This is a genomic window from Leptotrichia wadei, from assembly GCF_007990545.2.
Taxonomy (GTDB): Bacteria; Fusobacteriota; Fusobacteriia; order Fusobacteriales; family Leptotrichiaceae; genus Leptotrichia; species Leptotrichia wadei.
Window position 1 is genome coordinate 2,257,889 of the sequence record NZ_AP019829.2, and the last position, 18,130, is coordinate 2,276,018.

An 18,130-nucleotide genomic window follows, 5' to 3' on the forward strand; every position below is an offset into this window, starting at 1 on the left:
TTCTGTAAAATATAATAATTAATTTCATAAATTTGAATATATAGTAAAACTATCTTAAAATCGAACTCAAAAACTATGACTATTTTACTTAAAACCTAAATCTATATAATTTTCAATAGTTTAATTTTAAATGGATTCGAGTATAATTAAAAAAATATTTTATTCTATCTTTAAAAAATACACAAAAAAATTATAATAATAAATAAAAAAAACTCCGCTAAGGAGAATATGACATGACAAAAATAAATTCAACAAATAAAAAAATGGCGTCCCCGGTTGGACTTGAACCAACGGCCCTCTGATTAACAGTCAGATGCTCTAACCAGCTGAGCTACGGAGACACACATATTCAAAAAAGTTTGGCAACCGCCTATCTTCCCAGGACAAGTCCAAGTATTTTAGGCGCTAACAGACTTAACTGCCGGGTTCGAAATGTTACCGGGTGTATCCCTGTCGCTATCATCACCAAACTGGATATATATGCTGCCTATCAAGACAATGAGAAATAAATAGCAGAAGTAAAAGATCACCTTAAAAGCAGACGTAATATTAGTACTGGTCAGCTGAATGCATTGCTGCACTTGCACCCCCAGCCTATCAACCATATGTTCTCTATGGATACTGCGAATACTCATCTCAAAGCTGGCTTCCCGCTTAGATGCTTTCAGCGGTTATCCGTGCCAGACGTGACTACTCAGCCGTGCCACTGGCGTGACAGCTGATGCATCAGAGGTCTGTCCAACCCGGTCCTCTCGTACTAAGGTCAGATCTTTTCAGTATTCAGGCGCCTGCAGTGGATAGGGACCGAACTGTCTCACGACGTTCTGAACCCAGCTCGCGTGCCTCTTTAATGGGCGAACAGCCCAACCCTTGGGACCTTCTCCAGCCCCAGGATGAGACGAGCCGACATCGAGGTGCCAAACACTTCCGTCGATATGGACTCTTGGGAAGTATCAGCCTGTTATCCCCCGGGGTAGCTTTTATCCGTTGAGCGACGGTCCTTCCATGCGGAACCGCCGGATCACTAACTCCTACTTTCGTACCTGCTCGACCCGTCAGTCTTGCAGTCAAGCTCCCTTATGCGTTTGCACTCTCAGGCTGATTTCCATCCAGCCTGAGGGAACCTTTGAGCGCCTCCGTTACTCTTTGGGAGGCGACCGCCCCAGTCAAACTGCCCGCCTAGCACTGTCTCCGTTGCCAGATTAGAATTCCGGCAGCATATGGTTGGTATTCCAACAGCGACTCCGCAATGGCTGACGCCACTGCATCACAGTCTCCCAACTATCCTATACACACACTGCCAGAACCCAATGCCAGGCTGCAGTAAAGCTCCACGGGGTCTTTCCGTCCTACTGCAGGTAGCCGGTATCTTCACCGGCATTACAACTTCACCAGGTCTCCAGCCAAGACAGCTCTCAAATCATTTCACCATTCGTGCAGGTCGGAACTTACCCGACAAGGAATTTCGCTACCTTAGGACCGTTATAGTTACGGCTGCCGTTCACCGGGGCTTCAAATCGGAGCTCTCACCCCTCCTCTTAACCTTCCGGCACTGGGCAGGTGTCAGCCCATATACGTCGCCTTTCAGCTTAGCATAGACCTGTGTTTTTGGTAAACAGTTGCTTGAGACTCTTCACTGCGGCCTGTTTCCCCTGGGAGCGTCTCTCTCTTCAGGTATGTCAGGCACCCCTTCTCCCGAAGTTACGGGGCTATTTTGCAGAGTTCCTTAGCTAGAGTTATCCTGTCGGCTTTAAGTTTCTCACTCTGTCCACCTGTGTCGGTTTACAGTACGGGCGCTGCTTCTCATCGATAGAAGTTTTCCTGGCAGTGTAGGATCTGCGACTTATGCAAATGCACTTCCCCGTCAGGTCTCACGTCTAGGCGCGCGGATTTTCCTGCGCGCCCACGCTGGGCCCTTAGAAAGGCTAAACCGTCAGCCTTCTCACATACCTTCCTGCGTCACTCCGTCTCTCAAGCGATAACAGCGGTACAGGAATATTAACCTGTTTTCCATTCGCCGTCACAATTTTGCTTATGCTTAGGTCCCGACTTCCCCAGGGCGGACAAGCCTTCCCCTGGAAACCTTGGACTTCCGGCCGGCGGGATTCTCGCCCGCCTTCTCGCTACTCATTCCTGCATTCTCGCTTCTGATACCTCCAGGATGGCTTTGCGGCATCCCTTCGACTATACAGAACGCTCTCCTACCAAGATACAAGGTACCTTCCGCAGCTTCGGTTTATGTCTTAGCCCCGTTACATCTTCGGCGCAGGCACTCTCGACCAGTGAGCTATTACGCACTCTTTCAAGGCATGGCTGCTTCTAAGCCAACCTCCTGGTTGTCTATGAATGTCCACCTCCTTTCCCACTTAGACATAATTAGGGACCTTAGCTGGCGGTCTGGGCTGTTCCCCTCTCGTCCGAGGACCTTGTCATCCACGGACTCACTCCTGAACATAATATATGGTATTCGAAGTTTGCTTGATTTCGGTAAGCAGTACGCCCCCTAGATCATACAGAGCTCTACCCCCACATATCTCAGTTCAAGGCTGCACCTAAATGCATTTCGGAGAGAACGAGCTATCTCCTAGTTCGATTGGCTTTTCACCCCTAGACCTGCCTCATCTCCCAACTTTTCAACGGCGGTGAGTTCGGCCCTCCACTGAGTCTTACCTCAGCTTCAGCCTGGACAGGCCTAGATCACTAGGTTTCGCGTCTATGGCCGGCGACTTGTCGCCCTGTTAAGACTTGGTTTCCCTTCGGCTCCGTCTATTAACCTTGCCACCAGCCATAACTCGCAGGATGATTAACCAAAATCCACGCAGTCACCCGGAACGGGCTCCTACCGTTTGTAGGCACACGGTTTCAAATTCTGTTTCACTCCCTTGCTCAGGGTTCTTTTCACCTTTCCCTCACGGTACTCTTCACTATCGGTCAACAGCAGTATTTAGCCTTGCGTGATTTGGTCCACGCTGATTCACGCCAGATTCCTCGTGCCTGACGCTACTCGGGTGCTTCCAGTCTCCACATACGCTTTATGTTCTACAGGACTTTCACCTTCTTCGGTCCAGCTTCCCAGCTGGTTCCACTTACACATATGCAGATTAAACATTATGACAATCCGTTAATGGAAGTCCCGCAACCCCGTGCCAGCAACGCTGTCCGCTTGGCACTGGCACGGTTTAGGCTTTTCCCCGTTCGCTCGCCGCTACTCAGGGAATCGTTTTTTACTTTCCTTTCCTCCTGCTACTTAGATGTTTCAGTTCGCAGGCTTGCCGTTTTCACGCATGCCCTCCAGGCATGCAGGTTTGCCCATTCGGAAATCCGGGGATCAGCGATTATGTGCATCTCCTCCCGGCTTATCGCAGCTTATCACGTCCTTCGTCGGCTGCTGTTGCCTAGGCATCCTCCGTGTGCCCTTTCTAGCTTTTTTATCCAGAATAACTTTTTTTACTCCAGTTCAGTTATAATCTTTTACCTACTATTCATTTCCCATTGTCCTAAATAATAATATTGGTGGAGATAAGCGGGTTCGAACCGCTGACCTCTGCCTTGCAAGGGCAGCGCTCTCCCAACTGAGCTATATCCCCAAGACATCTTATGGTGGGCATGGCTGGACTCGAACCAGCGACCCCCTGCGTTATCAGCACAGTGCTCTAACCACCTGAGCTACACGCCCATAAGATACATAAAGAAGCAGTGCTTATCGCTCCTTAGAAAGGAGGTGATCCATCCGCACCTTCCGGTACGGATACCTTGTTACGACTTCACCCCAATCACTATCCACACCTTAGATGCTTTCCCCCTTGCGGTTGGACCGGCAGCTTCAGGTGCAGACAACTCTCGTGGTGTGACGGGCGGTGTGTACAAGACCCGAGAACGTATTCACCGCAGCATTGCTGATCTGCGATTACTAGCGATTCCAGCTTCATGAAGCCGAGTTGCAGGCTTCAATCCGAACTTGGACCGGCTTTGAAGGTTGGCTTGGCGTTGCCGCCTTGCAGCTCTCTGTGCCGGCCATTGTAGCACGTGTGTAGCCCAGATCATAAGGGGCATGATGACTTGACGTCATCCCCGCCTTCCTCCTGCTCTTCGCAGGCAGTCTCGCCAGAGTCCCCAACCTAATGATGGCAACTGGCAATAGGGGTTGCGCTCGTTGCGGGACTTAACCCAACATCTCACGACACGAGCTGTCGACAGCCATGCACCACCTGTCTCTGCGTTCCCGGAGGCACAGCCTGCTCTCGCAGGCCTTCGCAGGATGTCAAGATCTGGTAAGGTTCCTCGCGTTGCGTCGAATTAAACCACATGCTCCACCGCTTGTGCGGGTCCCCGTCAATTCCTTTGAGTTTCAGCCTTGCGGCCGTACTCCCCAGGCGGATTACTTATCGCATTTGCTTCGGCACGGACACTCTTCATGCCCACACCCAGTAATCATCGTTTACAGCTAGGACTACCAGGGTATCTAATCCTGTTTGCTCCCCTAGCTTTCGCACTTCAGCGTCAGTTACCGTCCAGTGAACTATCTTCATCATCGGCATTCCTGCACATATCTACGAATTTCACCTCTACTCGTGCAGTTCCGTCCACCTCTCCAGTACTCTAGCCGCATAGTTTCCAGGGCAGGCTTGCGGTTGAGCCGCAAGTTTTCACCCCAGACTTATCCGGCCGCCTAGATGCCCTTTATGCCCAATAATTCCGGATAACGCTCGCGACATACGTATTACCGCGGCTGCTGGCACGTATTTAGCCGTCGCTTCTTCTGCAGGTACCGTCATTTTTTTCTTCCCTGCTGAAAGCACTTTACAATCCGAAGACCTTCATCGTGCACACAGAATTGCTGGATCAGGGTTGCCCCCATTGTCCAATATTCCCCACTGCTGCCTCCCGTAGGAGTAAGGGCCGTATCTCAGTCCCCTTGTGGCCGTCCACCCTCTCAGGCCGGCTACCTATCATCGCCTTGGTGGGCCGTTACCCCACCAACAAGCTAATAGGACGCAAGGCTCTCCTGCAGCATTCCTTTTCATCAGGCTGGACATGAGTCCGCCTGACTTTATCAGGTTTTATCAGTCGTTTCCGTCTGTTATCCCTGACTGCAGGGCAAGTCCCTTACGCGTTACTCACCCGTCCGCCTTGGCTAGGCTGTGCAAGCACAGCTTCGCCAAAGACTTGCATGTGTTAAGCATTCTGTCAGCGTTCATCCTGAGCCAGGATCAAACTCTTCATTCAATATATTCGCATATATTTAAATTTCACCTAATTAGTCTTGACGCCATCTTTTTCAAGATGCTTGACTTGTTGATTATACACTTAATTGCTTCTTTACATTATTAATATCTCTATTGTCCATGATACATTTTCGTATCGACAAGATATATATTATCATAAAAGGGATTGTTTGTCAACTACTTTTTTGAAATTTTTTAGTGTATTGTATAATCAAGTGCAATACCTAAAACATATAAAAAAAACATAGTAAAAATAATATACTAAAAGCATTTCACCAAAGAAAAAAGTACATTCTTACTACGCAAAATAATAATGATGAAAATTTTAAATAAAGTCACCATAAATATTTTTACTTCTTCTGAAAAAAGACAAATTCAGATATACCTTAATGAAAGAAATTTTATTTGCTTTATCGCTAAATTGTTTATCAGAAACTTTTTTATTATTTTTAGAGTAGTTAAGCATAATCCAGTTCTGCAGATTGATTCTTCGTTTTTTTAAAAAATTAACCAAAAATTAATTTTATATTTTTTTAATAATTTAAAATTAATCATTCCTTATTTTTAGGAGCTTTATATCATTTTTTGTGTATTTATTTAATTTTATTTTAATATTTAAAGATATAAAGAAATCATCATTATCAGCGCTTTATAATGGATTTAATAAAATATAAAATATACTCTAATAATTTTAGATATATTATGATACAATATTTTAACTTAATTTACTTATTTAATAAAATTACTAGAAAAGTATTTTTAATATTATTTGAAAAAAAGAGATAAATATTAAATACTAGTTCGTAATAAAAAATTAAATATTCAAATTAATGGGAATTATTAAAAAATGGAGGAAATGAATTATGAAGAAAGAGCTGAAGGATTTTATCTACTTTATGAATGAAGAAAATATTGAAAAGTTAAATAAGGAGATATGTAAAAATTTTTATTTAAAAAACGAGGAAATTAAAGATAAAAATATTGAAAAAATTCAATTTGACAATTTGACATTTGGAATTTATTTTTCTAAAACTAACGATAACAAAGAAAGAATACTTGTTTTAAAAAATGAAAAGAAAATAAAATGTGGATATTTTTCTATAAATGGAGTAAAAAAAGAATTTTATAGTGATTTATATTTTCTAATTTTACATAATAATGAAAAAGATAAAAATGTTATTTTTGAAGATCTTATTGAAAAAATTTTAGGAATTATTAAAATAAAAGAAATAAGCTTATAAAACATAATAAATTTATTACAAATTTTTTGTAAAAATTATTTGATTTTTTTAAAAATAGGGGTATACTTTAATTGTAAAGAATAAAAATGGAGGTATTTATATGAAAGTTTTAGCTATGATTTTAGCTGGTGGAAGAGGTTCAAGACTTGATATTCTATCAGAAAAAAGAGTTAAACCAAGTGTTCCTTTTGCTGGAAAATTTAGAATAATAGATTTTGCACTCAGTAACTGTTCAAATTCAGGTATTTACGATGTTGCATTACTTACTCAATATTTGCCACTGTCATTAAATGAACATATCGGTTCTGGAAAACCTTGGGATTTTGACAGAAGAGATTCCAGTATTACAATGTTACAACCACACGAAAAGCTTGGAGGAAACTCTTGGTATCAAGGAACTGCAGATGCTATTAGACAAAATATTGACTTTATTAAAAGTAAAAATCCAAAATACGTATTAATCTTATCAGGAGATCATATTTATAAAATGGATTACAGATGGATGTTAAAAGAACATGAAGAAAATGAAGCTGAATTAACAATAGCTGTACAACCTGTACCTATTGAAGAAGCAAGCAGATTTGGTATTTTTGAAGTTGATAAAGATAAAAAAATATTAAACTTTGAAGAAAAACCTGCAGAACCAAAAAGTAATTTAGCTTCAATGGGAATTTATATTTTTAATACTGATTCTTTACTAGAATATCTTGAAAAATTAGAAAATAGCGATTTAGATTTTGGAAAACATGTTATTCCTTCAATGATTCAAGAAGATAGAAAAGTTTATGTTCATACTTATGACAGTTATTGGAAAGATGTAGGAACTTATGATTCATACTTGGAAGCAAATTTGGACTTAATCAAAAAATCTGAAGAAGTTGGAATTAACTTGTACGACCAAGGATGGAAAATTTATACAAGAAGTGAAGACTTAGCGCCAGTAAGAATTGGAGTTACAGGAAGTGTTCAAAATTCACTAATCTGTAATGGATGTAAAATTGAAGGAAGTGTTGAAAATTCAGTATTAGGACCAGGTGTTACTGTTAGAAAAGGGGCAACTGTTAGAAATAGTATAATTTTTTCTGGAACTTACGTAGATGAAAATTCTCACCTAGATACAATTATTGCCGATAAAAAAACATATATTGGTAAAAACTCATTTATAGGAAATGGAAATGCAAATATTCCAAATAAAGAACGTCCAGATTTATTATCTTCAGGAATTACAGTTATTGGAAAAGGTGTAGTTATACCTGATGGATCAATTGTTGGTAAGAATGTAAGAATTTTTGCTGAAGTAAAAGTACATGATGACAATAGATTAATAGAACCAGGAGAAACTATTAAATGGTAATCTAAATTGTTTAATATAAGAAATTTTTTTAATAAGGAGTGATTAATTTGAAAATTGTATATTTGGCATCTGAAGTGGCTCCGTTTTATAAATCTGGTGGATTAGCCGATGTTCTTGGTGCATTGCCTAAAAAAATGCAGGAATTGGGACATGAAGTTTCTATAATAATGCCTAAATATGACATAATACCATTAAAGTATCTTGAAAAACTAGAATGGGTTGCAAGACTTGAGAGTCATGGAGATGTATTTAATTTGGTAAGATATCCTGATGACAAAATAAATTATTATTTTATTGAAAATAAAGCATTATACGAAAGAGGACATGTTTATGGAGATTTTGACCAAGATGTTCAATATGCGATGTTTTCAGAATTGGCACTCAGATTCTTAAAGGAAATTAATTTACAGGCTGATATTTTACACTGTAACGATTGGCAAACTGGTCCAGTTCCATATTTTTTAAATGTCAGATATAATTATGATCCATTTTACTGGGACATGAGAACTGTTTATTCAATTCACAATCTAATGTATCAAGGTAGATTTTCTAAATATTCATTTGAAAGAATGGGATATTATATGGATGATAGAAATGATCTAAACTTCATGGAAATCGGAATAGGATATGGTGATGTAGTAAATACAGTAAGTCCGACTTATGCTGAAGAAATAAAATATGCATATTTTGGTGAAGGGCTTGAATGGATCACAAACAGAAAATATATTCATGGTATTTTAAACGGAATAGATACAGATGTATTTAACCCTGAAACAACAAAAGGGATAATTCACTTTAATAAAGAATCTTTAGATAAAAAACGAGAAAATAAATACTTATTACAAGAAAAATTAGGACTTCCAAAATCAGATGTTGCTCTAATTTCAATAATTTCAAGACTTGTTGAAGGAAAGGGATTGGATCTAGTATCTGCAGCTCTTGAAAATCTACTGCAATATGATGCAGTCCAAATTGTAATTTTAGGAAGTGGAGATAAATTTTACGAAGACTATTATAACCATCTAGCTTGGAAGTATCCTGATAAATTCAAAGTTTATCTTGGTTATAATGGACAGCTTGCAAATGAAATTTATGCTGGAAGCGACATGTTTTTAATGCCTTCAAGATATGAACCTTGTGGACTTAGTCAAATGATTGCAATGAGATTTGGAACTATCCCAATCGTAAGGGAAACTGGTGGATTAAAAGATTCTGTCAAACCTTATAACATCTTTACAGACGAAGGAAATGGATTCTCATTCACAAACTTTAATGCAGATGACATGTTATTTACAATAAAAGTTGCAGAAGGAATTTATTATGATAGACCTGATATTTGGGAAAAATTAGTTAAAAGAAATATGGATTTAGATTTTTCTTGGGATAGATCTGCAAAAGAATATGAAAAACTTTATGAATTAGCTAAATCTTATTAATTATAAAAAATCAAATTTATACAAAAAATGGAGTAAAACAATATTGTTAAACTCCATTTTTTATTGCACTCAGACCTATTTAAAATTAAACTATTAAAGAGCATATAGATTCAAAATAGTCATAACTTTTGAGTTCAGTTTTAAAGCAGTTTACTATAAATAAAAAAAACTCCGCTAAGAAGAATATGACATAACAAAAATAAATTCAATTTTACAAATAAAAAAAGGGCTGTCTCAAAATGATTAAAATTTTGAATTCAGCTTCTTTTTTTAAATTCTCCAATTTCTCGCAGTTATCTGAATTAGAATTTTTTTCTAATCGAAGAAAAACTGTACTAAAAAATTAGAGAACTCTGTTTCTCTTAAAACTTAATTAACGGCCAATTCATAAAGTTGCATGCCTTCACGTTTCTGTATTTTTTATGAACATATTTTCTTAAATTATATTCAACAGCGAATAGTATAACTTCAACTTTAGCCTTAGACTTTTCACGGTATTTAAAGCGTTTAAAGTTCATATTCTGCTAAATTGCCCCTCAACCTGAATACTCCTGTTCATTCTAAGTATTATCCCTTTTTCTGTTGCTATATTTTCCTGTGACTGTTTTCTGAATCTTAAAAAATTATCGGCTACATAAAGTTTTTTGTTATGTGGTGTCATTTTACATTTTTCTGCAAGTGGACATCCCGCACAGTTAGTACATCCGTATACTTTCTTTTCCGATATATATCCGCTTTTATTTTTTTGTTTTGAAACATGCCTGAATTCAAGTTCCCGATTATTTGCACACGTATATGTATCGGTTTCTTCATTGAATGACATGTTTTCCACCACTTTCATACCCCGCATCTGCAACAATATTTTTAAATTTTAAACTTCTACTTTCCAATACTGACTTCATTCTCATAAACATTGCATCCCTATCCGTTTTAGAGCAGCTGTTTCTATTACCACAAATTTTAATATGCGCATCATATTCAATTTTTGTACCGTCAATAAATACATTTTCTAAATCGATTTTATTTAATTCATTAAATCTGTTTATCAGCTGATAGAACAACTCCTCGATTTCGATTTTATAGTTGGAGATAAATCTGGCAACTGTATTATGATCAGGGGCAGGACATCCTCAAATAAAAAAAAATGGCGTCCCCGGTTGGACTTGAACCAACGGCCCTCTGATTAACAGTCAGATGCTCTAACCAGCTGAGCTACGGAGACACACATATTCAAAAAAGTTTGGCAACCGCCTATCTTCCCAGGACAAGTCCAAGTATTTTAGGCGCTAACAGACTTAACTGCCGGGTTCGAAATGTTACCGGGTGTATCCCTGTCGCTATCATCACCAAACTGGATATATATGCTGCCTATCAAGACAATGAGAAATAAATAGCAGAAGTAAAAGATCACCTTAAAAGCAGACGTAATATTAGTACTGGTCAGCTGAATGCATTGCTGCACTTGCACCCCCAGCCTATCAACCATATGTTCTCTATGGATACTGCGAATACTCATCTCAAAGCTGGCTTCCCGCTTAGATGCTTTCAGCGGTTATCCGTGCCAGACGTGACTACTCAGCCGTGCCACTGGCGTGACAGCTGATGCATCAGAGGTCTGTCCAACCCGGTCCTCTCGTACTAAGGTCAGATCTTTTCAGTATTCAGGCGCCTGCAGTGGATAGGGACCGAACTGTCTCACGACGTTCTGAACCCAGCTCGCGTGCCTCTTTAATGGGCGAACAGCCCAACCCTTGGGACCTTCTCCAGCCCCAGGATGAGACGAGCCGACATCGAGGTGCCAAACACTTCCGTCGATATGGACTCTTGGGAAGTATCAGCCTGTTATCCCCGGGGGTAGCTTTTATCCGTTGAGCGACGGTCCTTCCATGCGGAACCGCCGGATCACTAACTCCTACTTTCGTACCTGCTCGACCCGTCAGTCTTGCAGTCAAGCTCCCTTATGCGTTTGCACTCTCAGGCTGATTTCCATCCAGCCTGAGGGAACCTTTGAGCGCCTCCGTTACTCTTTGGGAGGCGACCGCCCCAGTCAAACTGCCCGCCTAGCACTGTCTCCGTTGCCAGATTAGAATTCCGGCAGCATATGGTTGGTATTCCAACAGCGACTCCGCAATGGCTGACGCCACTGCATCACAGTCTCCCAACTATCCTATACACACACTGCCAGAACCCAATGCCAGGCTGCAGTAAAGCTCCACGGGTCTTTCCGTCCTACTGCAGGTAGCCGGTATCTTCACCGGCATTACAACTTCACCAGGTCTCCAGCCAAGACAGCTCTCAAATCATTTCACCATTCGTGCAGGTCGGAACTTACCCGACAAGGAATTTCGCTACCTTAGGACCGTTATAGTTACGTGCCGTTCACCGGGGCTTCAAATCGGAGCTCTCACCCTCCTCTTAACCTTCCGGCACTGGGCAGGTGTCAGCCCATATACGTCGCCTTTCAGCTTAGCATAGACCTGTGTTTTGGTAAACAGTTGCTTGAGACTCTTCACTGCGGTATGTTTCCCTGGGAGCGTCTCTCTCTTCAGGTATGTCAGGCACCCCTTCTCCCGAAGTTACGGGGCTATTTTGCAGAGTTCCTTAGCTAGAGTTATCCTGTCGGCCTTAAGTTTCTCACTCTGTCCACCTGTGTCGGTTTACAGTACGGGCGCTGCTTCTCATCGATAGAAGTTTTTCCTGGCAGTGTAGGATCTGCGACTTATGCAAATGCACTTCCCCGTCAGGTCTCACGTCTAGGCGCGCGGATTTTCCTGCGCGCCCACGCTGGGCCCTTAGAAAGGCTAAACCGTCAGCCTTCTCACATACCTTCCTGCGTCACTCCGTCTCTCAAGCGATAACAGCGGTACAGGAATATTAACCTGTTTTCCATTCGCCGTCACAATTTTGCTTATGCTTAGGTCCCGACTTCCCCAGGGCGGACAAGCCTTCCCTGGAAACCTTGGACTTCCGGCCGGCGGGATTCTCGCCCGCCTTCTCGCTACTCATTCCTGCATTCTCGCTTCTGATACCTCCAGGATGGCCTTGCGGCATCCCTTCGACGGCCTACAGAACGCTCTCCTACCAAGATACAAGGTACCTTCCGCAGCTTCGGTTTATGTCTTAGCCCCGTTACATCTTCGGCGCAGGCACTCTCGACCAGTGAGCTATTACGCGCTCTTTCAAGGCATGGCTGCTTCTAAGCCAACCTCCTGGTTGTCTATGAATGTCCACCTCCTTTCCCACTTAGACATAATTAGGGACCTTAGCTGGCGGTCTGGGCTGTTCCCCTCTCGTCCGAGGACCTTGTCATCCACGGACTCACTCCTGAACATAATATATGGTATTCGAAGTTTGCTTGATTTCGGTAAGCAGTACGCCCCCTAGATCATACAGAGCTCTACCCCCACATATCTCAGTTCAAGGCTGCACCTAAATGCATTTCGGAGAGAACGAGCTATCTCCTAGTTCGATTGGCTTTTCACCCCTAGACCTGCCTCATCTCCCAACTTTTCAACGGCGGTGAGTTCTACTCCACTGAGTCTTACCTCAGCTTCAGCCTGGACAGTATAGATCACTAGGTTTCGCGTCTATACTGGCGACTTGTCGCCCTGTTAAGACTTGGTTTCCCTTCGGCTCCGTCTATTAACCTTGCCACCAGCCATAACTCGCAGGATGATTAACCAAAATCCACGCAGTCACCCGGAACGGGCTCCTACCGTTTGTAGGCACACGGTTTCAAATTCTGTTTCACTCCCTTGCTCAGGGTTCTTTTCACCTTTCCCTCACGGTACTCTTCACTATCGGTCAACAGCAGTATTTAGCCTTGCGTGATTTGGTCCACGCTGATTCACGCCAGATTCCTCGTGCCTGACGCTACTCGGGTGCTTCCAGTCTCCACATACGCTTTATGTTCTACAGGACTTTCACCTTCTTCGGTCCAGCTTCCCAGCTGGTTCCACTTACACATATGCAGATTAAACATTATGACAATCCGTTAATGGAAGTCCCGCAACCCCGTGCCAGCAACGCTGTCCGCTTGGCACTGGCACGGTTTAGGCTTTTCCCCGTTCGCTCGCCGCTACTCAGGGAATCGTTTTTACTTTCCTTTCCTCCTGCTACTTAGATGTTTCAGTTCGCAGGCTTGCCGTTTTCACGCATGCCCTCCAGGCATGCAGGTTTGCCCATTCGGAAATCCGGGGATCAGCGATTATGTGCATCTCCTCCCGGCTTATCGCAGCTTATCACGTCCTTCGTCGGCTGCTGTTGCCTAGGCATCCTCCGTGTGCCCTTTCTAGCTTTTTTATCCAGAATAACTTTTTTTACTCCAGTTCAGTTATAATCTTTTACCTACTATTCATTTCCCATTGTCCTGACAGATATAAAGATATGTAAAGAAGCAGTGCTTATTGCTCCTTAGAAAGGAGGTGATCCATCCGCACCTTCCGGTACGGATACCTTGTTACGACTTCACCCCAATCACTATCCACACCTTAGATGCTTTCCCCCTTGCGGTTGGACCGGCAGCTTCAGGTGCAGACAACTCTCGTGGTGTGACGGGCGGTGTGTACAAGACCCGAGAACGTATTCACCGCAGCATTGCTGATCTGCGATTACTAGCGATTCCAGCTTCATGAAGCCGAGTTGCAGGCTTCAATCCGAACTTGGACCGGCTTTGAAGGTTGGCTTGGCGTTGCCGCCTTGCAGCTCTCTGTGCCGGCCATTGTAGCACGTGTGTAGCCCAGATCATAAGGGGCATGATGACTTGACGTCATCCCCGCCTTCCTCCTGCTCTTCGCAGGCAGTCTCGCCAGAGTCCCCAACCTAATGATGGCAACTGGCAATAGGGGTTGCGCTCGTTGCGGGACTTAACCCAACATCTCACGACACGAGCTGTCGACAGCCATGCACCACCTGTCTCTGCGTTCCCGGAGGCACAGCCTGCTCTCGCAGGCCTTCGCAGGATGTCAAGATCTGGTAAGGTTCCTCGCGTTGCGTCGAATTAAACCACATGCTCCACCGCTTGTGCGGGTCCCCGTCAATTCCTTTGAGTTTCAGCCTTGCGGCCGTACTCCCCAGGCGGATTACTTATCGCATTTGCTTCGGCACGGACACTCTTCATGCCCACACCCAGTAATCATCGTTTACAGCTAGGACTACCAGGGTATCTAATCCTGTTTGCTCCCCTAGCTTTCGCACTTCAGCGTCAGTTGCCGTCCAGTGAACTATCTTCATCATCGGCATTCCTGCACATATCTACGAATTTCACCTCTACTCGTGCAGTTCCGTCCACCTCTCCAGCACTCTAGCCCTGTAGTTTCCGGGGCAGGCCTGCGGTTGAGCCGCAGGTTTTCACCCTAGACTTACAGGGCCGCCTAGATGCCCTTTATGCCCAATAATTCCGGATAACGCTCGCGACATACGTATTACCGCGGCTGCTGGCACGTATTTAGCCGTCGCTTCTTCTGCAGGTACCGTCATTTTTTTCTTCCCTGCTGAAAGCACTTTACAATCCGAAGACCTTCATCGTGCACACAGAATTGCTGGATCAGGGTTGCCCCCATTGTCCAATATTCCCCACTGCTGCCTCCCGTAGGAGTAAGGGCCGTATCTCAGTCCCCTTGGTAGTCCACCCTCTCATAGGCTACCTATCATCGCCTTGGTGGGCAGTTACCCCACCAACAAGCTAATAGGACGCAAGGCTCTCCTGCAGCATTCCTTTTCATCAGGCTGGACATGAGTCCGCCTGACTTTATCAGGTTTTATCAGTCGTTTCCGTCTGTTATCCCTGACTGCAGGGCAAGTCCCTTACGCGTTACTCACCCGTCCGCCTTGGCTAGGCTGTGCAAGCACAGCTTCGCCAAAGACTTGCATGTGTTAAGCATTCTGTCAGCGTTCATCCTGAGCCAGGATCAAACTCTTCATTCAATATATTCTTATATATTTAAATTTCACCTAATTAGTCTTGACGCCATCTTTTTCAAGATGCTTGACTTGTTGATTATACACTTAATTGCTTCTTTACATTATTAATATCTCTATTGTCCATGATACATTTTCGTATCGACAAGATATATATTATCATAAAAGGGATTATTTGTCAACTACTTTTTTAAAATTTTTTTAAATGGCTTAAAAATTATAGTGGTTTATAGTGGTTTTTTTGCTGGTATGCCAGTTTTTCTTGGGTATTTTTCACTTGTTTTTTTTAATTTTAAAATTTCTAATATTATTCTTTTATCTTCATTTTCTGGCAATTTAAATTCAAAAATATTATTTATTTTTGCATTTAAAATTTTTAAAGCCTTTTTAGATTCTTCTATTTCGTTTAAATTTAGTTTTTGTGGCAGAAAACGGCCATTTACTTTTATAAATGGAATCATGTATTCTAAAATTATTCTTAGATTGGCCACTCCTCGACAAAGTGCAATATCATAAATTTCACGGTTATTTTTTATTAACTCTTCAGAACGTTCAAAACTTGTATTTACATTTTTTAAATTTAATTCTTTTATTACTTCATTTATAAAGTCTATTTTTTTTCTGACCGAATCAACTAATAAAAAATTTTTTTCTGGATAATAAATAGCAAGTACAAGCCCTGGAAATCCAGCACCTGTTCCAACATCAATAAATGATTTTTCAGTATCATTTATAACTTTTGTTAAAAATAACGAATCTACGAAATGTTTTTCCAACATTCCTTTTTTATCTCTAATTGCTGTTAAATTCATGACTTGATTTTTTTTATATAAAAGTTCTAAAAATTCCATCATCTTTTCAATTTTTTCATTTTCCACTTTAATTTCTGATTTTTCAAGTAAACTTATAAAATATTCTTTAAAATCAATATTTTCCAATTTTTTTCTCCTAATTTCTATTTTTCATTTTATTTTAAAACTCCATCCAGATACATCAATAATACTGAAATATCTGCTGGCGTTACTCCAGACATTCTAGATGCTTGCCCGACGTTATATGGCTGATTTTCCTTCAAACGTTGTTTTGCTTCTCTTGTAATCCCCTTCATTTTTTCATAATCAAAATCTTTAGGAATTTTTTTGTCATCAAGTTTATGCTGTTTTTCCATAATTTGCATTGCTTTGGCGATATAGCCTTCATATTTTGTCTGAACTTCAATTTGATATTCAGTTTCAGCATCAAAACTTAAATTTGGTGCATTTTCAATAATTTCAGCAATATACTTTATATCTTGATATGTCACCTTTGGACGACGCAAAATTTCTTTTAAGGTAGTTCCACTCTTTAGACTTTCATTGTATTTGTCAAGAATTTCTACAAGTCTTTCGTTACTAATTCCTAATTTTATATTTTCCAGTTTTTCTATAGTTTCCTTTACATTTTTTTTCTTTTCTTCCACAATGTCATAATATTTTTTATCCAGAAGTCCGATTTTATAAGCCTTTTCAGAAAGTCTGATGTCAGCATTGTCTTCACGTAAAATAAGACGGAACTCAGATCTTGCAGTAAACATTCTATATGGCTCAAATAATTCTTTATTTATCAAATCATCTATCATTGTTCCGATATACGAGCTTTCCCTATCCAAAATAAACGGTTCTTCTCCTTTTATTTTAAGAGCTGCATTGATTCCAGCAATAATCCCTTGTGCAGCTGCTTCTTCATACCCGCTTGTACCATTTACTTGCCCAGCCAGATAAAGTCCTTTTACTTTTCTTGTTTCAAGTGTGTAATCCAGCTCGCTTGGATCTACAATATCATATTCCACAGCATAACCATATCGCATTATATGGGCATTTTCAAGTCCATTAATTGTATTTACAATTTTTTGCTGTAAACTGGCAGGATAGCTTGTAGAAAGTCCGCTTATGTAAACTTCCGCTGTTTCAAAGCCTTCTGGTTCTAAAAATAAATGATGGCTATCTTTATCGTTAAATTTTACAACTTTGTCTTCAATTGACGGGCAGTATCTTGGTCCTGTGCTGCTTATACTTCCGTTATACATTGGTGCTTTGTCTAAATTATCAAGTATTATTTTATGTGTTGTTTCATTTGTTCTTGTTAAATAGCAAGATAATTGGGGTTTTTCCAAAATTTCGTTATTTGGTGTTCTCATCGAAAATTTTAATGGTACTCCTGTTATTCCAGGCTGCTCTTCAAGTTTTTCAAGATTTAACGTTCTAATATCAAGTCTTGGAGGAGTTCCTGTTTTAAATCTTCCCATTTTTAATCCCAATGACTTTAGTGAACTTGTCAAGTCATCAGCAGATAATTCTCCCATTCTTCCACCTTTTACACGTTTATCTCCAATATACAAAAGTCCTCTCAAAAATGTTCCTGTTGCAAGTATAACTGCTTTTGCCAAAAATTCCATTCCAGTTTTAGTTTTTATTCCCTTTACAACTTTTTCTATTCTTTTAGAACCATTTTCAACAATTTCAATTTCATCAACAATCAATTCTGTAACAATATCCTGTACAGTATCAAGATTTTCCTGACATTCTATTGTTTTTTTCATCTCTCTTGCATAAATTTTTCTATCTGCCTGAGCTCTCAACGAACGAACTGCCGGTCCTTTCTTTGTATTTAAAATTCTCATCTGCACAAAACTTTTGTCCATATTTCGTCCAATTTCTCCACCTAAAGCATCAACTTCTTTAGCCAGATGACTTTTTGCAGGCCCTCCAACTGATGGATTACAGGACATAACTCCTATATTATCAAGTGTTATCGTAAAAATTGCTGTTTTCAATCCTAATCTTGCTGATGCCAAAGCCGCTTCACTTCCCGCATGCCCAGCACCGACTACAATTACATCATAATTTCTCATTATATATAATTATGTAATTCTTTTATTTTAAAATTACATTCTCCTTTCGATTTTAAGTATGTCTA

At 40.9% G+C, this 18,130-nt stretch carries 7 protein-coding genes, 4 tRNA genes and 6 rRNA genes; 3 read left to right on the top strand and 14 right to left on the bottom strand.

The genetic code is table 11. From position 1 onward, the window contains the following. Positions 1–264: 264 nt before the first annotated feature. From FVE73_RS10385 to FVE73_RS10410, 6 genes are all read right to left on the bottom strand, one after another. Positions 265–341, bottom strand: a tRNA-Asn gene (locus FVE73_RS10385). 16 nt (positions 342–357) lie between these two features. Continuing rightward, positions 358–470: ribosomal RNA gene (gene rrf / locus FVE73_RS10390) — 5S ribosomal RNA — on the bottom strand. Positions 471–531: 61 nt separating this feature from the next. Next, positions 532–3,430: ribosomal RNA gene (locus FVE73_RS10395) — 23S ribosomal RNA — on the bottom strand. An 81-nt stretch (positions 3,431–3,511) separates the two neighbouring features. Further along, a tRNA-Ala gene (locus tag FVE73_RS10400) sits at positions 3,512–3,587 on the bottom strand. Positions 3,588–3,598: 11 nt separating this feature from the next. Then, positions 3,599–3,676 (bottom strand) — tRNA-Ile (locus tag FVE73_RS10405). A 38-nt stretch (positions 3,677–3,714) separates the two neighbouring features. Then, positions 3,715–5,226: ribosomal RNA gene (locus tag FVE73_RS10410) — 16S ribosomal RNA — on the bottom strand. Together the 16S, 23S and 5S rRNA genes with 3 tRNA genes alongside form the textbook arrangement of a ribosomal RNA operon. Before the next feature lie 862 nt (positions 5,227–6,088). On the opposite strand from FVE73_RS10410, the gene FVE73_RS10415 reads away from it, so the two are divergent. The 3 genes from FVE73_RS10415 (at position 6,089) to FVE73_RS10425 (ending at position 9,256) form a co-directional block, all read left to right on the top strand. Next, entirely contained in the window at positions 6,089–6,466 is a 378-nt protein-coding gene (locus FVE73_RS10415) for a hypothetical protein (RefSeq protein WP_018499467.1), read from the top strand. Positions 6,467–6,566: 100 nt separating this feature from the next. Then, the gene (locus FVE73_RS10420) at positions 6,567–7,820 is read left to right on the top strand and encodes a glucose-1-phosphate adenylyltransferase (protein ID WP_018499468.1); all 1,254 of its coding nucleotides are present in this window, start codon (positions 6,567–6,569) and stop codon (positions 7,818–7,820) included. Positions 7,821–7,867: 47 nt separating this feature from the next. Continuing rightward, positions 7,868–9,256, top strand: a complete 1,389-nt coding sequence (locus FVE73_RS10425; protein WP_018499469.1) for a glycogen synthase — start codon at positions 7,868–7,870, stop codon at positions 9,254–9,256. A gap of 514 nt (positions 9,257–9,770) precedes the next feature. Here the strand turns inward: FVE73_RS10425 and FVE73_RS10430 are convergent. From FVE73_RS10430 to mnmG, 8 genes are all read right to left on the bottom strand, one after another. Further along, positions 9,771–10,091, bottom strand: coding sequence for a transposase (locus FVE73_RS10430; RefSeq protein ID WP_169458052.1), 321 nt, complete (start codon positions 10,089–10,091; stop codon positions 9,771–9,773). Continuing rightward, a complete protein-coding gene (locus FVE73_RS10435; protein ID WP_018499471.1) occupies positions 10,066–10,317 on the bottom strand; it encodes a hypothetical protein in 252 nt (83 codons plus the stop codon). Before FVE73_RS10435 ends, FVE73_RS10430 begins: the two co-directional genes overlap by 26 nt. 84 nt (positions 10,318–10,401) lie before the next feature. Then, positions 10,402–10,478, bottom strand: a tRNA-Asn gene (locus FVE73_RS10440). Positions 10,479–10,494: 16 nt separating this feature from the next. Next, positions 10,495–10,607 (bottom strand): 5S ribosomal RNA (gene rrf / locus FVE73_RS10445). A gap of 61 nt (positions 10,608–10,668) precedes the next feature. Beyond that, positions 10,669–13,558: ribosomal RNA gene (locus FVE73_RS10450) — 23S ribosomal RNA — on the bottom strand. A 115-nt stretch (positions 13,559–13,673) separates the two neighbouring features. Further along, positions 13,674–15,181, bottom strand: a 16S ribosomal RNA gene (locus tag FVE73_RS10455). A 221-nt stretch (positions 15,182–15,402) separates the two neighbouring features. Further along, positions 15,403–16,113: a 16S rRNA (guanine(527)-N(7))-methyltransferase RsmG gene (rsmG, locus tag FVE73_RS10460; RefSeq protein WP_018498384.1), complete on the bottom strand. Its 711-nt coding sequence runs from the start codon at positions 16,111–16,113 to the stop codon at positions 15,403–15,405. A 29-nt stretch (positions 16,114–16,142) separates the two neighbouring features. Beyond that, entirely contained in the window at positions 16,143–18,065 is a 1,923-nt protein-coding gene (gene mnmG, locus FVE73_RS10465; RefSeq protein ID WP_018498385.1) for a tRNA uridine-5-carboxymethylaminomethyl(34) synthesis enzyme MnmG, read from the bottom strand. Between the last annotated feature and the right edge of the window lie 65 nt (positions 18,066–18,130).